The organism is Brevibacterium limosum, from assembly GCF_011617705.1.
GTDB classification, from domain to species: Bacteria; Actinomycetota; Actinomycetes; order Actinomycetales; family Brevibacteriaceae; genus Brevibacterium; species Brevibacterium limosum.
In genome coordinates this window covers 125,107-142,424 of sequence record NZ_CP050154.1, presented here as the reverse complement: position 1 = coordinate 142,424, position 17,318 = coordinate 125,107, and the positions used below count along the sequence as shown (strand labels likewise).

General features: G+C 65.3%; 13 protein-coding genes. 10 read left to right on the top strand and 3 right to left on the bottom strand.

The genetic code is table 11. From position 1 onward, the window contains the following. Positions 1-100: 100 nt before the first annotated feature. The 8 genes from GUY37_RS00625 to GUY37_RS00590 all read left to right on the top strand — a co-directional run bounded on the left by GUY37_RS00625 (position 101) and on the right by GUY37_RS00590 (position 10,080). Positions 101-1,669 (top strand): molybdopterin-dependent oxidoreductase, encoded by a 1,569-nt coding sequence (locus tag GUY37_RS00625; RefSeq protein WP_166820949.1) that lies wholly within the window; start codon positions 101-103, stop codon positions 1,667-1,669. A gap of 225 nt (positions 1,670-1,894) precedes the next feature. Next, on the top strand, positions 1,895-2,587 hold the full coding sequence (locus GUY37_RS00620) for a fasciclin domain-containing protein (RefSeq protein WP_228278277.1): 693 nt from the start codon (positions 1,895-1,897) through the stop codon (positions 2,585-2,587). A gap of 228 nt (positions 2,588-2,815) precedes the next feature. Further along, entirely contained in the window at positions 2,816-3,391 is a 576-nt protein-coding gene (locus GUY37_RS00615; RefSeq protein WP_166820946.1) for a sigma-70 family RNA polymerase sigma factor, read from the top strand. After that, positions 3,388-4,257 (top strand): anti-sigma factor, encoded by an 870-nt coding sequence (locus GUY37_RS00610; RefSeq protein ID WP_166820942.1) that lies wholly within the window; start codon positions 3,388-3,390, stop codon positions 4,255-4,257. Before GUY37_RS00615 ends, GUY37_RS00610 begins: the two co-directional genes overlap by 4 nt. A 47-nt stretch (positions 4,258-4,304) precedes the next feature. Beyond that, on the top strand, positions 4,305-4,892 hold the full coding sequence (locus GUY37_RS00605; protein ID WP_166820939.1) for a class I SAM-dependent methyltransferase: 588 nt from the start codon (positions 4,305-4,307) through the stop codon (positions 4,890-4,892). 142 nt (positions 4,893-5,034) lie between these two features. Beyond that, positions 5,035-6,489 (top strand): sensor histidine kinase, encoded by a 1,455-nt coding sequence (locus GUY37_RS00600; protein ID WP_166820936.1) that lies wholly within the window; start codon positions 5,035-5,037, stop codon positions 6,487-6,489. Beyond that, positions 6,486-7,157: a response regulator gene (locus GUY37_RS00595; RefSeq protein WP_166820933.1), complete on the top strand. Its 672-nt coding sequence runs from the start codon at positions 6,486-6,488 to the stop codon at positions 7,155-7,157. The genes GUY37_RS00600 and GUY37_RS00595 overlap by 4 nt, the downstream gene beginning before the upstream one ends. A gap of 244 nt (positions 7,158-7,401) precedes the next feature. After that, positions 7,402-10,080 (top strand): helix-turn-helix transcriptional regulator, encoded by a 2,679-nt coding sequence (locus tag GUY37_RS00590; protein WP_166820930.1) that lies wholly within the window; start codon positions 7,402-7,404, stop codon positions 10,078-10,080. Here GUY37_RS00590 and GUY37_RS00585 read toward each other — a convergent pair. The 3 genes from GUY37_RS00585 to GUY37_RS00575 are packed head-to-tail and all read right to left on the bottom strand — an operon-like array spanning position 10,052 to position 14,881. Continuing rightward, positions 10,052-11,065 carry a class C sortase gene (locus GUY37_RS00585; protein WP_228278276.1) on the bottom strand — a complete coding sequence of 338 codons (1,014 nt, stop codon included), beginning with the start codon at positions 11,063-11,065 and terminating at the stop codon, positions 10,052-10,054. The genes GUY37_RS00590 and GUY37_RS00585 overlap by 29 nt on opposite strands. Then, positions 11,062-12,444, bottom strand: a complete 1,383-nt coding sequence (locus tag GUY37_RS00580) for a SpaH/EbpB family LPXTG-anchored major pilin (RefSeq protein WP_166820927.1) — start codon at positions 12,442-12,444, stop codon at positions 11,062-11,064. Before GUY37_RS00580 ends, GUY37_RS00585 begins: the two co-directional genes overlap by 4 nt. Before the next feature lie 10 nt (positions 12,445-12,454). After that, positions 12,455-14,881: a SpaA isopeptide-forming pilin-related protein gene (locus tag GUY37_RS00575; RefSeq protein ID WP_166820924.1), complete on the bottom strand. Its 2,427-nt coding sequence runs from the start codon at positions 14,879-14,881 to the stop codon at positions 12,455-12,457. A gap of 328 nt (positions 14,882-15,209) precedes the next feature. Between GUY37_RS00575 and GUY37_RS00570 the strand changes: the two genes are divergently transcribed. Together GUY37_RS00570 and GUY37_RS00565 are read left to right on the top strand one after the other, a co-directional pair. Beyond that, positions 15,210-16,097, top strand: a complete 888-nt coding sequence (locus tag GUY37_RS00570) for an ABC transporter ATP-binding protein (RefSeq protein ID WP_166820921.1) — start codon at positions 15,210-15,212, stop codon at positions 16,095-16,097. Further along, complete coding sequence (locus GUY37_RS00565; protein WP_166820918.1) at positions 16,094-17,230, top strand: ABC transporter permease; 1,137 nt, start codon at positions 16,094-16,096, stop codon at positions 17,228-17,230. The genes GUY37_RS00570 and GUY37_RS00565 overlap by 4 nt, the downstream gene beginning before the upstream one ends. Positions 17,231-17,318 lie beyond the last annotated feature (88 nt).

Below are 17,318 nucleotides of genomic sequence, written 5' to 3'. Positions count from 1 at the left end.
GCTACGACAGGAGCGCAACGAGGTCACTGGCGTTTCGGTGAATGGTCAGTGACGAAGGCTGTGAACCCATCCGCCGTCCCGATGGCTCCGAATGATCACTATGAATCGGAAAACCCGTGTTGCACACCGTTTCCGCGGCGCCTTGGCCGGAGTCGTCGCCACCGTCGTGATGTTCGGCCTCGCCGACGTCCTTGCCCGCGCCTTCAGCCCGAGCGCCGCGCCCCTGCTCACTCTCGGGCAGGCGATCATTCCCTTGGCTCCGCCGGCGGCAATCAAACCCGTCATCGCCCTCTTCGGCGACAACGACAAACTCGTCCTCATCCTCTCCACCGGCCTCGGTGCGATCGTCCTCGCCGGTCTCATCGGAGCACTGGCGGTTTCCCGCCGGCGTCTGGCCACGACGCTGCTGGTCGTCGCCGGGCTCGTCCCAGTCATCGTCATCATCATCCGCCCCGAGGCGGGTGCCATCGACGTCATTCCCACGCTGATCGGCATTGCGGCGGGTGTTGCGGTCTTCCTACTTCTGCTGCGCTTCGGGGTACCGGCACCCCTCGCCGAGGCGACCGCGCACACCGCCCGGCCACAGCAGTCCGATCCGCTGAGCCGGCGTCGCTTCTTCACCCTGGCCGGAGCCGTCGGCACTATCGGCGCCGTCACCATCGCCGCCGGTCAGACCGTGGCCTCGCTCGCCCAGGAGGCCGGAGCCGCGGTGGCCAAGCTGGTTCTGCCCACCCCCGCGAAGAAGGCGGCCGCGATCCCGGCCGCAGCGAGCACCGACGTCGAGGGCACGGTTCCCTTCGTCACCGAAGCGAAGGACTTCTACCGCATCGACACGGTGCTCTCACCCCCGGTCATCGACCCCGAACAGTGGTCCCTGCGCATCCACGGGATGGTCGAGGAGGAGGTGACCCTGACGATGGACGACGTCCTCGATCTGCCCCTCGAAGAGCACCACATCACGCTGACCTGCGTGTCCAACCCCGTCGGTGGAGAGCTCGTCGGCAACGCGGCCTGGCTCGGCTATCCCGTGCGCGAGCTTCTCGCCCGAGCACGCCCGAGCACCGACGCCGACATGGTCCTCTCCCACTCCTTCGACGGATTCACCGCCTCGACTCCGCTCGGAGCGCTGACCGATGACCGTGCCGCTCTGCTGGCGGTGGGGATGAACGGCGAACCGCTCACCCCGATACACGGCTTCCCCGCCCGCCTCGTCGTGCCCGGACTCTACGGATTCGTCTCCGCGACCAAATGGGTGACCGAGCTCGAGGTCACCCGCTTCGATGAGAAGACCGCCTATTGGACCGACCGCGGGTGGGACGCGAAGGCGCCCATCCTCGTCGCCTCCCGAATCGAAGTGCCGAAGCCGCTGGCCAAGGTCTCCGCTGGGACCGTCCGGGTCGGCGGCACTGCCTGGGCGCAGCGTTCGGGGATCGACCGCGTCGAGGTCAAGCTCGACGACGGCGACTGGACGCAGGCGGATCTGGCCGAGGAGGTCACGATCGACACCTGGCGACAATGGCGTGCCGACTTCTCCGAGGTGGAGCCCGGCACCCATACCCTCACCGTGCGCGCCACGGACAGGGACGGCACCGTGCAGACGGGGAAACGCCGGGATTCGATTCCGAACTCGGCCACCGGACACCACCACATCCAGTTCCGCGTCGAATGATCTTGCAAAGGGAATCGTCCGAGCGGCAACGTCCGAACGGAATTATCCGTGTAGGAACGTCCGGGCGAAATCTCCGGGGCCGCCTCGGCGAAGAGAATTTCAGATTTCTTCCCGATCGACCCATCCGGATGCTCACCCGCTGCGAATACCCAGTACACAGCGAGCAATGGAGATCACTTCACAGCTGTGCGCGAATACGCATCACTGTTGATTAGGAGAAGAACAATGAAGACACTGCTTCGCACACGCACCGCCACCATCCTCTCGGCCGGCGCCATCGGCCTGTTGGCTCTCAGCGGCTGCGGAATGGACTCCGGCTCCGAAGGGGAGGAATCCGGCTCGGATTCGAACAGCTCCGAATCCCAGCCCGCCGACTCGGGCGAGTCCGAGATGCCCGACGAGTCCGGTGACTCCTCCATGGCCGATACCGACCTCGTCGGTTCCGGCTGCTCGACCTACGCCGAGGAGAACCCGGACGGGGCCGGATCAGTCGAGGGCATGGGCCAGGACCCGGTGGCCACTGCCGCTTCGAACAACCCGATGCTCACGACGCTGACCAAGGCGGTCTCGGGTGAGCTCAATCCCGATGTCGACCTCGTCGACACCCTCAACGGCGACGAGTTCACGGTCATCGCCCCGGTCGACGACGCGTTCGCCGATGTGCCCAAGGACGACCTCGATGCCCTGGCCAAGGATTCGGACCAGCTGACGAAGGTTCTGACCTACCATGTCATCCCCGGTCAGCTCTCCCCCGATGAGATCGCCGGTGAGCACGAGACCGTCGAAGGTTCGAAGGTCAAGGTCTCCGGTGAGGGTGAGGACATGAAGTTCGACGATGCCGGACTGGTCTGCGGCGGAGTCAAGACCGCCAACGCCACGGTCTACATGGTCGACGCCGTGATGATGCCGGAGAAGTGACCGGAGTTACCGCAGCGAGAGAGCACCACGATGCAGTGGCCGGGAACCGATCAGCAGCAACAGGATCGGCTTCCGGCCGCCTTCGGTTCCTCGCCGGTTCGTGCGGCTTCATGCGACCGCCGGCTGACCGTGTCTGCTGCACACACTCCCACCACTGCGCTCGTCCCGCCCGACTCGCTCACCTGGGAAAGGTGTGATCGGTTTCTGCATGCATGGCATGATTGGGCAATGAGCTCTGATCACCAGCCGGCGGATTCCGCCGATCCCGGCGGAGCCCTGCTGATCCGCATCGCCGACGGCGACCGGTCCGCATTCGAAGAGCTGTTCACCACCCACTCCCGTATCCTCATGGCCGTCATCGTGCGGATCGTCAAGAGCAGATCTCTCGCCGAGGAGGTCCTCCAGGACTGCTTCACCGAGGTGTGGACCCGGTGTGCGGGCTTCGACCCCGCCCGAGGAACGGGCAGGGCGTGGCTGGTCACCCTGTGCCGCAGACGAGCCATCGACTGTGTGCGCAGCGTTCAGTCCCAGCAGGACCGTGACCTCGCCGATGGGCTGCGCACCTCCGTCGAGGCCGCCGAAGGGGTCGAACAGACCGTGATCGACCGAGCGGAGTCGGACCGGACGGTCTCCGCCTTGAAGATCCTCCCCGAGGAACAGAGCAGGCCGATCGTCATGGCCTTCTATCAGGGTCTGACCCACACCCAGATCTCGGAGGACCTCAAGGTGCCGCTGGGTACCATCAAGTCACGGATCAGAGACGGAATGAAGAAGCTGCGAGACGAGTTGGAGGCGAGTCGATGAGCACCGATCGTGACTATCTGGCCGCCGGCCTGGCTTTGGGCGGGCTCACCGACGACGAGCTCGCCGAGGCTCGGGCGCTGGCCGAGTCCGATGCAGACTTCCGTGCCGAGGTCGCCGCCTATGCCGACGTCATGGCCGACGCGGCCGAGTCCGATGAACCGGTCGAGGTCAGCGCGGCGACTCGCGATGCGATCCTCGCCATCCCCGAGAACCACGAACAGCAGCCGACACCCGAATCGTCACCGACCGCCGAGGCAGGTGCCTCATCGGCACCCGCGCCATCACCGACCGCCGCGGATACCGGCACCGAGGCACCGCCTGCACCGACGTCGCTCAGCGACCATCGGCAGGCTCGCCGATCCGGCGACCATACTGAGGGCCGTGGCGGGCAGCAGTCTCGCCGACGTTCCTGGCTGCCCTGGGTCGCAGCCGCGGCGGCGATCGTCGTCGCAGCCGGTCTCGGTGCGACCGTCTGGCAGCAGCATCAGCGGCAGAACGCTCTGGAAGAGGACCTGGCCGCGACCCAGCAGCAGCTGAACGACTCCGCCCGCCTGATGGAGGCCGGCGACCTGCGCACAGACACTGCGGACATGCCGGAAGGCGGCTCTGTCACCGTGTTCTCCTCCGAGAGCGAGCAGCTCATCCGCCTCAGCCCCAAAGACCTCGGGCAGCCGCCGGCCGGAAAGTCGATGCAGATGTGGGTGATCGGCGCCGACGGACCGGAAAGCGTCGGGCTGATGTCGGACGAGCCGGTGACCATCGCCGGTGAGAAGTTCTCCGCCGGCAGCGTCTTCGGCATCACCGTCGAGCCCGAAGGCGGCTCGAAGCAGCCGACCACGGATCCGATCGTCGCCATCGACCTTTAGCGGCTGCGGGGAGTAGGCTTCCTCGCATCGGCGGCGAAGGAGCTGATATGCCCGAATTCGAGTGGGACCCGGAGACCTACCAGGCGCTCATGGCCGAGGAGATTCCCGACTATCCGCGCCTGCAGACCGAGGTGGCTGCTGCAGCGGCTGTGGGAGCACCGAATTCGATCCTCGATCTGGGCGTCGGCAGCGGGCTGACAGCACAGCGCGTCCTCGACGCACTCCCCGGGGCCGGGCTGCTCGGCATCGACGCGAGTCCAGAGATGCTCGCCGCCGCCGAGGCGATCCTCGACCCCGAGCGCACCGAGCTGCGGCTGGGTCGCCTCGAAGACCCGCTTCCTCGGGGACCCTTCGATCTCGTCATGTCGACGCTCGCCGTCCATCACCTCGACGGCCCCGGCAAGGCGGACCTCTTCGCCTGCATCGCCGCAGTGCTCGCCCCAGGCGGGCGGTTCGTCCTCGGTGACCTCGTCGTGCCAGCCGACCCGGCGGACGTCGTCACTCCGATCGACTGGATCGACGACACTCCCAGCTCCCTCGATGAGCAGCTGACCTGGCTCGCCGAGGCGGGGCTGACCACCCGCGTGCACTGGCAGCACCGAGACCTGGCCGTCATCGTCGCGCAGAAGGACTGAGCAGGTCTCGCCGACAGTTATGGCTCGTGCCGCCTCCAGGGTCTGTTCCGACCCGCACCTCCACCACCAGTGGGAGAGGCGCCCCGCGAATTCCTCACTGAGACGGATGCCGACCGACCCGACCACTGTCTAAGCTGGAAGGATGACGGAGAACGAGTCATCCACACGAACCACCAGGGGCGATGTCTACATCGTCGTTGCCTTGTCCGTGTCCTCGGTGCTCTTCGCCGTGCTCTACAGCGCCTCCAGCATTCAGGTCCTCAAGGCCCCCCTGTGGGCGTGCGCCCTTGCGTCAGTGCTTCTCACGGTCCCTCTGCTCTATCGCCGCCGCTATCCGAGTCAGAGCGCTGCCGTCATCTGCCTCGTCTATTCGGTGGCGCTGGTCAACAGTGCCATGGAGATCGGTGTCTCGCAGATCATCCTGTTCCTGGGAGTCTATTCGATCGGTCCGTGGCAGCGCAGCCGACGAGTGGCCTTCTGGTCGCGTCTGCTGCTGTGCATCGGTATGGCGGTCCTCTTCACGGTGTCGCTGACTGTCCAGTTCCGGACGCTCGGAGACTTCACTGTTCTTCAGTTCGCAGCTTCGGGCGGGGTGTCCTTCTTGACGAATGTCGCCTTCTTCGGTGGAGCGTGGGTCTTCGGCAACAGAGCATGGAAGCAACGCAGACTCATGGCCGATCTCCGAGCCGCCAATGACGAAGTCCGTGCACAGGAGAAGCAGCTGACCCGGCAGGCGCTCGACCTCGAACGGGTGCGCATCGCCCGCGAACTCCACGATGGGGTCGCCCACCATATCGCCGGAGTCGGCATCCACGCCGCAGCCGCCCGTCGCAGCCTCGAGAAGAACCCCGACAAGGCCAAGGAATCACTGCAGGTCATCGAAGCCTCGACCCGAGAGACCGTCGACGAACTCCGCGCCCTCGTCTACACCCTCCGCGACACGGACTCCCCGACCGATGGCACTGCCGACACAGACGACCCGGCCGACACCAGCGACGATGCGGCAGCCTTCCCGACCGACTCACCGACGGCGTCGTCGACGAAGGGCAACCCCGGCCTCGGCGACCTTCCCGAACTCATCGAATCCGCCCGACGATTCGGCCGAAGCGTCGAGTACACGACGATCGGAGACCCTCGCCCGCTCACCCCGATCACCGAGATGTCGATCTACCGTGTGATCCAGGAATCCCTGACCAACTGTTCCCGCTATGCGGGCGCCGACGCCGAGGTGGAAGTGCGGCTGCGCTATGGCCGCAGTGACCTCGAGGTCGAGATCAGCGATTCCAGGCCGACGAGCACCGCCGTCGCGTCTGTTTCCTCTGAGGCCCGACCCGAGGCTGAGAGACGGTCCACGAGCGAAGGACTGGGACTGGGCATCGTCGGGATGCGGGAGAGGATGAGCGCCCTCGGCGGCAGCCTCGAAGCAGGACCGAAGTCGCGCGGCGGCTGGCTCGTGCGTGCCCGCATCCCCTACCCGCGCAGCACTGCGGACTCCCCAGCGCCCGACACAACGGCAACTGAATCCGACGCCGCCGCATCCGCCGCTCCGGTTCGCCCCACAACCGGTTCCGATCCCTCAGCAAAGGCATCCATATGATCAGGGTCCTCCTCGTCGACGACCAATCCATGGTCCGCACCGGATTCCGCACGATCCTCGAATCCGAAGACGGGATCACCGTCGTCGGAGAGGCCGAGAACGGGCAGATCGCCATCGACAGGGCGCTCGAGCTCGCCCCGGATGTCATCTGCATGGATGTGCAGATGCCGGTCATGGACGGACTCGAGTCGACCGCGCAGATCGTCCGCCACGGGGCGGCCGGAGCCGTCCTCATGCTCACGACCTTCGACCGCGACGACTTCCTGTTTCGCGCTTTGGCCGCCGGCGCCAGCGGGTTCCTGCTCAAGACCGCTGAAGCCGAACAGCTCATCGACGCGGTCACCGCCCTGGCCGCCGGCGACGGCCTGCTCTCCCCCGAGGTCACCCGCCGTGTCATCGAACGCTCCGTGTCCACCCCGGAACCGGCTGCACCGACCGCCCCGGAGCTCGAGCAGCTCACCGACCGGGAACTCGAAGTGCTGCGACTGGTGGCGACCGGGGCGAGCAACTCCGAAATCGCCGGCAACCTCTTCGTCGGTGAGGCGACCGTGAAGACCCACGTGTCGAACCTGCTGTCGAAACTCGGCATCCGCGATCGAATCCACGCGGTGATCTGGGCGTATGAGAACGGAGTCATAGCCGTCGGTCAGCAGGAACGAACCCGATGAGCCGATCTGTCACAGCCGTCTCGGCGAGGGGATCGCCCGCCTCGGCGCAGGTGTCGCACAACAATTTCGGACAATGAGCGCTCCTCCATCAACAACGGGGGTAATGTTGTTCGCGTCGAGTCGCCGCAAGGCGACCCGTCCCTCCCCACAGATACCCACCCATCCCATTCACGGTCACCCCCGGCGAACGGGACCGCGGCCCTCACGGCTGCCCCGTTTCGCAGACCGGAAAGGCTGCACTCCCATGCACAGTGTGGACGGCTTCGCCCCCATCGATCCCGCCTACGACCGGCTCGTGCACCAGGCACCGACTCGCAGTCGAGAATCGGCCCAGATCCTCGATATCCTCCGGTCCGGCCGCTCTGTCGTCGTCGCCTGCCTGACCGGCGACGGAGCCCTGGACTTCGCCCGGTCGCTCTCGGGCGCCCTCGGCCAGTCCGAGCAGTCGCTGCTGCGGGTGAGCACCCACACCACCACCGAGGAGGTCGCGGAGTTCGTCGACGCCCGCCGGCTGGGCGGGGGACCGCGGATCATGAGCGGAGCGCATCTGCTTTCGGCCGCCGCCGAACCTGTCATCGATCAGGCCCTCCACGCCTCAGGGGTGCCGATCGCCTACCTCGTCGACGGTGACCGGCTGCGTTCCATCCACAGCGGAGGCAACGGCGTCCTCCAGCAGATCGCCGACGCGTGGAGCACCGGGCAACTCGAGAGGCTCGACCTGGCACGGCTCACCGGCAGCGAGTCCCTGGCCCTGGTGACGGGGCTGTCGGCGACGATTCCGCTCGATGATCTGCAGCTGAGGACCCTGGCCGCACTGTCCGCGGGCAGACCGCTGGTCGCCGCCGATCTCGTCGCCTGGGCGGAGGAGGCCCCGCACCGAGTTCCGCGCCACTACCCGCATTCCAGTTTCGACACCCCGTTCTTCGGCAACCGGATCCTGTCCCGCCTCGCAGTCCAGTATCCGCAGCTGCGCAGCTCCACACTCATCGCCGCCGGCCGTCTCGGCGATCTCAGTCCGATGCCCATCCGCACGGCCAAGCAGCTCTTCGGCGAAACGGTCATCGCCCGACTCGTCGACCTGCGGCTGGCACGGGAGTTCGAGGTCAGCGGTCAGCCGGCGGTGGCGGTCTCACCGCTGCACGTCGACGCCATGGCCAACCAGCTCATCGGTGAGACCGATGCCGCGGACGAGGAGAAATTCGACCGTCGCCTGACGATTCTGTGGAAGGCGGGCTACCCAGTCGGGGAAGCCGCCGAGATCCGCCTCGCTCGAGATGCCATCAACGACGGCCGCGACATCGATCGGCCCCATGCCGCCCTGCTGCTCGGGGCGGCGCGCTCGCTCAACCGCCTCGGCGACCCTCTGGAAGCGATGATCATGCTCCACATGGTCGAGGACGAGGTTCACGACGAACCGCCGATGCTGCTCGAGTGGGAGCTGCAGATGATCACGGCGCGTCTGCTCACCGGTGACCGCACCGGAGCGATCCAGCTGATCAGATCCGCAACCACTCACGGAACGATGGGGTGCGAGCGGGATCCGGTCGGACTCGAGCTGCTGTTCACGGCGGCCGCGGGCCTCGCTGCCGAGCCGGAGCTGCCGCCGTGGTGGACGGACTTCCTCCGGGATGAGATCGACCCGCTGATCCCGGGCATCGCGAACCTTGTGTCCTCCTTCACCGGGGGTGGGATGACTCGTGTCGAAGAGGTGCGCGCCGTCGCAGCTTCGCCTCTCGCAATGCCGGCCCTGCGGTTAGCCGCGTTCGCGGCCCTGTGCCAATATCACCTCAAGACCGACGATGCCGAAGGGCTGGCCGCCGCCGCGAGCGAAGGGCTCGACCTCTACGTCGACCTCACAAGCGTCCGGTCCGGGCCCCTCTCAGGCTTCACCCTCACCATGGCCTGGTTCTTCATCGTCGGCTCGACCGTCAACTGCCTGCTGGCCGGCATCGAACCCCAACGCTGCGAACTCACCACTCGCACACTGCTGTCTATGGCCAGCGGAGCCTCCACCCACAGTGGTTGGCAGCTGACCGCGACAGCCTCCTGGTGCATCGGAATCCAGCGTCTGCTCGATGGGGAGACCGATCTGGCCGCCCGTGACTTCGAGGCCCTCGCCGCCACGGCCACCCCGGCCCTGTTGGCAGTCGGATGGGGCCTGCGCGACACACTCGGCCGGTGGCAGCGCAGCAATGCGCCGTATTATCACCCGACGACCGCCGATGAGTCCGCTCCCCCGCAGGGCTATCGTCTCCACGACGGCCTGGCCTCGTTCCTGCTCGGTCCGGGCGCGAAGAGTCCCGGACCGATGCCCGCATGGATGCACGCCGTCTTCGCTCATGCCCGCGTCCTCGACGGCACCCTCAACGCCGCCGAGGCGCGCGAGACGCTGCCCCTCGAATCGACCGAGCTCGGTCTGCCCGGCCCCCGGGCCGCGCGCAGACACATCGAAGCCGTGGCCGACGAGGACGCCGAGGGGCTTCTGACTGTGGGGCGGGAACTGCAGGAGGCCGGCTACAGGGGTGCCGCCCGTCACGCCTACACTCAGGCCAGGGCTTTGTTCCTCGGCCAGCGCCTCAGCTCCCGCGCCCGGGTGGCCGGGGAAGCGCTGGATGCGCTGCGGCAGAGAGCGGCAGCGCCTCCCGAGGACCCTCAGCCGCAGGAGGACACCGCGTTGGCTCTGTCCACGGCCCCTGCCGTGACCCTGTCCGAGCGTGAGCTCGAGGTGTGCCGTCTCGTCGCCGACGGACTGACGAATGTGCAGATCAGTCAGCGTCTCGTCCTTTCGGTGCGCACCGTCGAATCACATGTGCTGCAGGCCAGGGCCAAGCTCGGAGCCGAACGCCGCCGTGATATTCCGCGGCTGATGCTCACGCTGCGTGACTCGGGTCGGATCAATGCCGTGGGCCGCGCGAGGTCGTAACGGCCTTGGGACGGGACCGGCCGCCTCGGCGGGGCCGACCGCCCGCGCTCGGGGTCTTCGGGCGCACCGGTCGACCTGACCACCAGACGTAGATGCCGGCGGCCACGAGTCCCGCTGCCATGATGACGATCCACCAGGGAAACCCGGGCACATCGGGTTCGGCCGTGCCCGCTTCGAGATCGGCCGCCGGCGTCGGAAAGACCCGTTCGGCCGTGACGAGGATTCGCTGGGAATTGATGCCCAGCGGCGTGCATGTGACGAGAGTGACGAGGTCACGATCGGAGATCGCGCCCAGGGACTCGGTCTCATCCGGGTCGACGACCTGAGTCCTCACAACCTGGTAGCTGAGCACCTGGCCGAAGGTCGTGAGTGTGAATCGGTCGCCCTTGCCGACCTTGTCGAGGTTCGTGAACATGGTCGCCTCGGCGAGCCCGCGATGTCCGGTGATGACCGAATGTGTGCCGTTTCCGCCGACGGGCAGGCTCGTGCCTTCGAGGTGGCCGAGGCCCTTGAGCAGGGTCGCATCATCCGTGCCGTGGTAGACGGGCAGGTCGACGTCGATCTCGGGGATCCGCAGCCTGGTCATCACTCCCGGCCCACCGTCGTCGAGCACCTCGTCGTAGGTCGGCGCCCCTTTCGCTGAGGTGCCGCTGCCCGACGGCAGACGGTGATTCGACTCGAGCTGAGCGCCGGACTCCAATGCCTCGTTGTACTTGTGCGCGAGGGTGATCTGTCGAGCGTTCTCGACCTGACTGCCTTCGGTCACTCCGGCCGCATTGTCGATGATCTTCGACTGGTCGAGTTGGGAGAACCACGCGGCCGCACTCGGGTAGGTCCAGATGCCCAGTCCGGTCAGCGCGATGAGCGGGATGACGAGGGTGAGGATGGGCACGCGCCAGCGGCGTCCGTCGGTGGACGGGCGCCGCGTGGTCGTGTCCGGCACGGCGGCCTCGGCGGCCGGCCTGCCACCAGGTGAGAGGGTCACACCTGGTTCTTGCGGCGGTTGGCTGCGACGATGCCTGCGCCACCGGCGATGAGCATGAGGCCGATACCGGCGATCATGGCCAGCAGTTTGCCGTCAGCACCGGTCAGAGGGAGCTCGGGGTGGCCCTGCTGGGTGTTGGCGAGCTTGTACTCGACGGCTGCGGTGGTGGAGCCGGCCTTGACAGTCACCTCATTGAGTGAGTCATCGAGGATGTAGCCGGTCGGGGCCTTGGTCTCCTTGACCCAGTAGGTCTGAGAGGTGTCGTCGTTGTTGCCGACCCACAGCGTGATCGAGGCGGTGCCGTCCGCCGCGGTCTTCACCGAGGCGACCTTGTTCTGCGCGTCCTTGTCGGAGAAGATGTCGAACTCGGCTCCGGCTAGGGTGTGGGACTGATCGCCGGCGACGTGTTTGATGACCTTCAGCGAACCCCAGTTAGTGCTCACCTGAGGGGTTTCGACCTTGGAGTCATTGGTGTTGACCAGCGCAGTGTTCTCGATGGTCCCGTCGCCCTGCGAGGTGACTTTCGTGGTGATCGTCGCGACGACCTTGTTGCCGGCCGTGAGCTTGCCGAGTCCGACCTTGGTGAAGTTGATCGTCACGGTCTGACCGTCCCTGACGATGTCGTAATCGGTGCCTTCGGTGAAACCGGCGACCTTGGCGGAGACGAATTCCAGGCGCGAGTCGAGCTGGTCGACGATCGAGAACTTCTTGAAGCCGTTGTTCGCTGCGGGAACCGGTGCCGTGATCGTCCAGTCGACGGTCGAGCCGAGGATGGGCGCCGACGGGTCGGAGACCTCCTTGGTCGGCTGCGTCTTGTTCACCGAGTTCTTCGGGTAGACGTTGACGTCATAGAGCCACTTGCCGTTGGACTGGGACAGCGGCAGCGTGACGAGGAACGGATCCGTGGTCGAGGTCGCGTTCGCCGGAGCCTTGGTCTCCTCCACGAGGTAGAGACCCAGGGGAAGGTTGCCGAACGTCGCGAGTCCGCCGTTCGCGGTGGTCTTCGAGACACCGTTGCCCAGCGAGAATCCGCCGGCGGTGACCTCGGAGGCCTTGAGGCCGCTGATAAGGTCCCAGCCCTCGGGGGTCTTCAGATCGAGAGCCTGGCCACCCTTGGCCGTGACCTGCTTGACCGTGAACTCCGCACCGTTGAGCGGGGCGCCGAGGTTCGAGGTGTCGGTCTTCACCGAACCGTCACCACCGTTGGTGCCGTAGGCGCCGTCGTACTTGTGGACGATGATCGAGCCCGAGCGACCGGTGTCGATGTTGCCCACGCTGCTGTCGGCCTGCGCCGTGCCGGCCACGCCGAGCACGCTCAGCGAGGCGATCGTGGCCACCGCGGTCAGACGCCGCAGAAGACCCAGTTTCCTATTTTTCATTGTTTCCCTTTCAGTGCTTCCGGTTCCTGCGGCGCAGGCCCTTGAGAAGTGCGATGGCACCGGCGGCCGCGAGCAGAGCTGCTCCGCCGATGAGGTAGATCTGGCTTCCGGTTCCACCCGTGAGCGGCAGCGCCATCGGGGGCTTCTGCTCGTTGGTGAACGATCCGAGCGACTTGTCGAGTGCGGATCCGGAGACCGTGAACGTGTGGGGCGTGTCGTCGAGGATGTATCCGGCCGGAGCCTTCTTCTCGACGAGAGTGTGCTTGCCCCACTTGAGTCTGTCGACGGAGAATTTGCCGGCTGCCGGGTCCTTGTCGGGCCCCGCGCATTTGTCCGCCGAGGCGGCCGTGCAGTCCTCGATCTCCGTCGATTTCCCGTCGGGATCGGTGAGGGTCCATACCGAGCCCTCGAGTGCGTTTCCGGCTTCGTCGGTCTTGCCCCAGGTCACGGCACCGGTCTTCGCGGTATTCGTGATGGTGCAGGCGACATCGTCTCCGTTCTTCAGCGTCACCGAGCTCTTGTCCGAGGTGACGACTCCGGAACCGGAGGTCGGTGCGCAGGCCCAGTCGGAGGCCTCGTAGCCCTTCGGAGTTCCGGTTTCGGACAGCGCGTATTTGCCGGCCTTGACCTTCGCCTTGGTCACCGGCTCCGAGCCGGTCTTGCCTTCGATCGTCTTGTCGCCGGAGGCCGCGTCGCCTTCGGCCTTGAGAGTCCAGTCGGTGTCCTTGGCGGTACCGGCTGCAGCCGTATTGTCGACCTTCTTCACCAGTGTCAGCGACGTGTCCTTAACCTTGTTGAGGTAGGAGCACTTGACGTCGTCGCCGGGTTTGATTCCGGTGAGGTCGAAGCTCTTGTCGCTCGTGAGCTTCCTCGTCGTGGCCTTCGACCCGTCAAGGCGAGTGATGTCGCAGCTGCCGCTCTTGAACTCGTAGCCGTCCTGCTGAGTTTCGGAGACCGCGATGGTCGCCCGACCGGTCGTCTTGCTGAATCGCAGTCCCCACTTCGCATCGCCGTTTGCATCGGTCTTCTGCGTGGCTGCCGTCGGGGTCGAGGACACAGTGTCGGACGTGGCTGTCGCCTTCGCACCGACGGACCAGTCCTTGCCCGGCTTCTTGTTCTCACCGTTCTCGTCGACGACATCCTTGTGGATCGAAACGTTTGCGGTCAGTGGCGAGTTCGTGATCGTACAGATCACAGCGTCGCCTTGACCCGCAACAGGAATCTTCACAGATCCCGACGTGGCCTCGCCCGAAGCCAGTACCTTTTGACTCCCTTCAACAGTGCAGGAATATTCGCTGTAGTAGTCATCGAGATCTGTGTCGGACGTACCAGCCGTCTCGGAGAAGTCGATGGTCACACCGCGCTTGGCAGGGAGCGGGCCCACAGTACCGACCTTCTGCAGACCAGTGGTTGAGCCCGCAGTCGTACCAGTCGCCAACGACGACCCGTTCTGCTCGAGATTCAGTCGGAATTGGTCGCTGGCTTTCGCCCGCCCGTTCTTAATGTCCTTCTGTAGAGTGATTGTTGCCGGCGAAGAGCACGATGCAAGATCGGTGCTGCCGGTGTCGCCAATCCAGTCCCATACTTCTCTCCAACCAAAGAGTCCTTCTCTATGAGTCCCCGCGAAAAACTCCTGTGCGTTGGACCAATCTGGTGTATCCCAGCCTGAAACGGTTGATTCAGCACCCAAATAGCCCGTGCCGTTCGCATCGAAGGCAACACCATTCACTTTGTCTGTGGTGCTACGCTCTTTGGAGTCTCCGGCAACGATTTCGTTGTTCTCTCCGCTGCCCGCCACCAAGCTCGTTGATGTTACGGAGAAGATGGTGGTCTTTTTCCCAACACCGCGAACGACAAAGAGGTTCCCTGAAGAATCAAACGCGATATCGCCGTTTGACGACCCACTCGCACTTGTACTCGTGTTGATCCAGCCCTTCGAAGTAAGCTCTCCTGAATTCGGGTCGTACACGAAGAGTCGAAACTTCTTACCGTCTGCGGTATATCCTCCGAAATAGAACAATCCGCTTTTGAGATCCACCGCGCCACCGATGAACGCAACATCACTCGACTTCTTCTTTTGCGTTGAATACCACCGGCCCGTTGAAGTATCGAAACGATAGATCTCCACAGTCTCACCACCGGAGCCACTGCTCGAGCGGTTAAAAGCGTAGACAGCCGAGTCCTTCTTGCCGATCCCCAAGCCATTGAAGTTACCGACGCCGCTCGCGGGACTGCCGATGTCTGTTGAGACACCCCCTGCAGCCTTCCGCAACTGCCCCTTCCCCGACACCGAGTAGACCACATCCGGTTCGCAGGTGATCGAAACGGCAGCTTGCGCCGGAGCGGCCGGCAACACAACAGCACCGCCGGCCATCACGATGAGCACAGCGGTGAGTGCAGCCCACAGGGCGCGCACGCGCAGACGTACCCGGGTCATATGTCCCTCATTTCGAAGTCGAGCAAGGTGTTCCAGCCCGATTCGGTTCCCTGCCTGCGCACGCGCATGTGTCGCAGAAATCAGGGGTGGGGGAGAGAAGAGCTGGTCGAACTCCTTCAACCTAGACAGTTGCTCGTTCAATCACATTGCCCAGACCACACACTTCAGCAAGAGTTGAGTAGTCGATCGTGATCTGAGTAGTTTCGGTTTCGACTACTCAGTAGTTTGATTTTCAACCATTAAGCATCCGTTCCTCCCCCGCAGGCGGGGGAACGAATTCACCCTCACGGCTGATCCCCGATCTCTGATCTCCGCATAGCGTTGAGACATGATCACCTTGGAGAACATCAACCGCAGCTTCGGCGACAAGCAGGTGCTGCACGACCTCGGCTTCGACATCGGCGACGGCCGGATGACCGGTTTCGTCGGATCGAACGGTTCAGGCAAGACCACGACCATGCGAATCCTCCTCGGCGTGCTCGCCGCGGACTCCGGCCGTATCCTCGTCGACGGCGCACCGATCACTCCCGGCCACCGCAGCACCATCGGCTATATGCCTGAAGAGCGTGGCCTCTACCCCAAGATGCCGATCATCGACCAGCTCGTCTACCTCGCCCGCTTCCACGGGCTGTCCCGCCAGGCAGCGAAAAAGCGCGGGCTCGAGCTCCTCGAGCAGCTCGACCTCAAGGGCGAACCCACCGACACCCTCGAATCGGTCAGCCTCGGCAACCAGCAGAAGGTCCAGATCGCCGCGGCCCTCATCCACGACCCGCAGGCCCTCGTCCTCGACGAGCCATTCTCCGGACTCGACCCCGCTGCCGTCGAACGCACCCTCGACGTCCTCACGTCCTTCGCCTCCTCCGGCGCCCCGGTGCTCTTCTCCAGCCACCAGCTCGACCTCGTCGAACGACTCGTCGACGATCTCGTCATCATCAACGACGGCCGCCTCGTCGCCGCCGGCACCACCGCGGAACTGCGTCGCCAGCGCAGCCTGCCCGAGTGGACTCTGCAGACCGACGCCGACCTCGGCTGGGTGCGCGGCCTGCCCGATATCTCCGTCATCGAACTCGACGGCAGCTGGGCCCGGTTCACGGCCCCGAACGCCGATGCCGCCGAGGCGGTCCTGCGCCAAGCGCTCTCCGTCTCATCGGTCTCTTCCTTCGCTCCCCACGAGGTCGCCCTCAACCGTCTCTTCCAGGAGGTCACGCAGTCATGAGCACGACGGTCACAGACTCGGCAACCACCGACGTCATCAGCAGAGGCTCCGCTCGGGCGGGCTTCGCCACCGCGATCGGCCTCGTCATCGAACGCGAGATCATGGTCCGTCTGAAGTCGAAGGCCTTCATGGTCTCGACGATCCTGAGCATCGTCCTCTTCGGTGTGCTCGTCGGGGTCTCCGGATCGCTGCCCTCACTGTTCTCCTCCACCGACAAGGTGGCGGTCACCTCGGCGGGGGCGAAGGCCGTCGAGGGCATCGACGATATCGAACCGGTCGCAGTCGACGACGCGGCCGAGGCGAAGGCTCTGATCACCTCCGAGGAGGTCGAATCCGCTGTCGTCGAATCGACGGATTCGCCGACCGGGGTCGCAGTGCTGTCCCTGCGTTCGGCACCGGAGTCCCTCATCGGGGCGCTCAGCCTCACCCCTGAGGTCGAACTCCTCGATCCCGACGCCCCGGACCCTGCGCTCACCTACTTCATCGGGCTCGGCCTCGGTCTTGTGTTCTTCATGGCGGCGATGACGTTCGGGAACACGATCGCCTCGTCCGTGGTGGAGGAGAAGCAGTCGCGGATCGTTGAGATCCTCCTCGCGTCCACCTCGGCGCGGGTGCTCATGTTCGGCAAGGTCATCGCGTGTACGATCCTCGCCTTCGCACAGATCGGACTCACCGCGGTCGCGGTCCTCGCGGGCGCCGCCATCAGCGGAAACGACCTGGTGCTGGGCAAGGTCGCCGAACCCATCGCCTGGTTCGTCCCGCTCTTCATCGTCGGCTTCGTCATGGTCGCCGCCCTCTATGCGGCGGCCGCCTCGATGGTCTCGCGCACCGAGGACCTGCCGTCGACGAGCACCCCGATCATGATGCTCATCTTCCTGCCCTACATGGGCGTCATCATCTTCTCGTCCAACGAGACGGTCATGGCAGTGCTGTCCTACATCCCGTTCTCGGCTGCGGTGGCGGTGCCGATGCGAGTCTTCCTCGGCACGATCGAGTGGTGGGAGCCGCTGGTCTCCCTGCTCATCCTCATCGCCACCACTCTGTTGGCGCTGCTGTTGGCCACGCGGATCTTCGAACGCTCGATCCTCAAGTCAGGGCCGAAGCTGACGTGGGGGCAGGCGCTCAAGCGGTGACGGGCTGAGGCCTACAGCCAACCGTTCTCCGCGGCGATCCGGGCGGCATCGGCACGGTTGCGGGCGTTCGTCTTCCCGATCGCCGAGG

Coding starts and splice junctions, on each gene's coding strand:
- GUY37_RS00600 (WP_166820936.1), top strand. CDS start 5,035: ATGACGGAGAACGAGTCATCCACACGAACCACCAGGGGCGATGTCTAC.
- GUY37_RS00625 (WP_166820949.1), top strand. CDS start 101: ATGAATCGGAAAACCCGTGTTGCACACCGTTTCCGCGGCGCCTTGGCC.
- GUY37_RS00595 (WP_166820933.1), top strand. CDS start 6,486: ATGATCAGGGTCCTCCTCGTCGACGACCAATCCATGGTCCGCACCGGA.
- GUY37_RS00605 (WP_166820939.1), top strand. CDS start 4,305: ATGCCCGAATTCGAGTGGGACCCGGAGACCTACCAGGCGCTCATGGCC.
- GUY37_RS00570 (WP_166820921.1), top strand. CDS start 15,210: ATGATCACCTTGGAGAACATCAACCGCAGCTTCGGCGACAAGCAGGTG.
- GUY37_RS00615 (WP_166820946.1), top strand. CDS start 2,816: ATGAGCTCTGATCACCAGCCGGCGGATTCCGCCGATCCCGGCGGAGCC.
- GUY37_RS00575 (WP_166820924.1), bottom strand. CDS start 14,881: ATGACCCGGGTACGTCTGCGCGTGCGCGCCCTGTGGGCTGCACTCACC.
- GUY37_RS00610 (WP_166820942.1), top strand. CDS start 3,388: ATGAGCACCGATCGTGACTATCTGGCCGCCGGCCTGGCTTTGGGCGGG.
- GUY37_RS00565 (WP_166820918.1), top strand. CDS start 16,094: ATGAGCACGACGGTCACAGACTCGGCAACCACCGACGTCATCAGCAGA.
- GUY37_RS00580 (WP_166820927.1), bottom strand. CDS start 12,444: ATGAAAAATAGGAAACTGGGTCTTCTGCGGCGTCTGACCGCGGTGGCC.
- GUY37_RS00590 (WP_166820930.1), top strand. CDS start 7,402: ATGCACAGTGTGGACGGCTTCGCCCCCATCGATCCCGCCTACGACCGG.
- GUY37_RS00620 (WP_228278277.1), top strand. CDS start 1,895: ATGAAGACACTGCTTCGCACACGCACCGCCACCATCCTCTCGGCCGGC.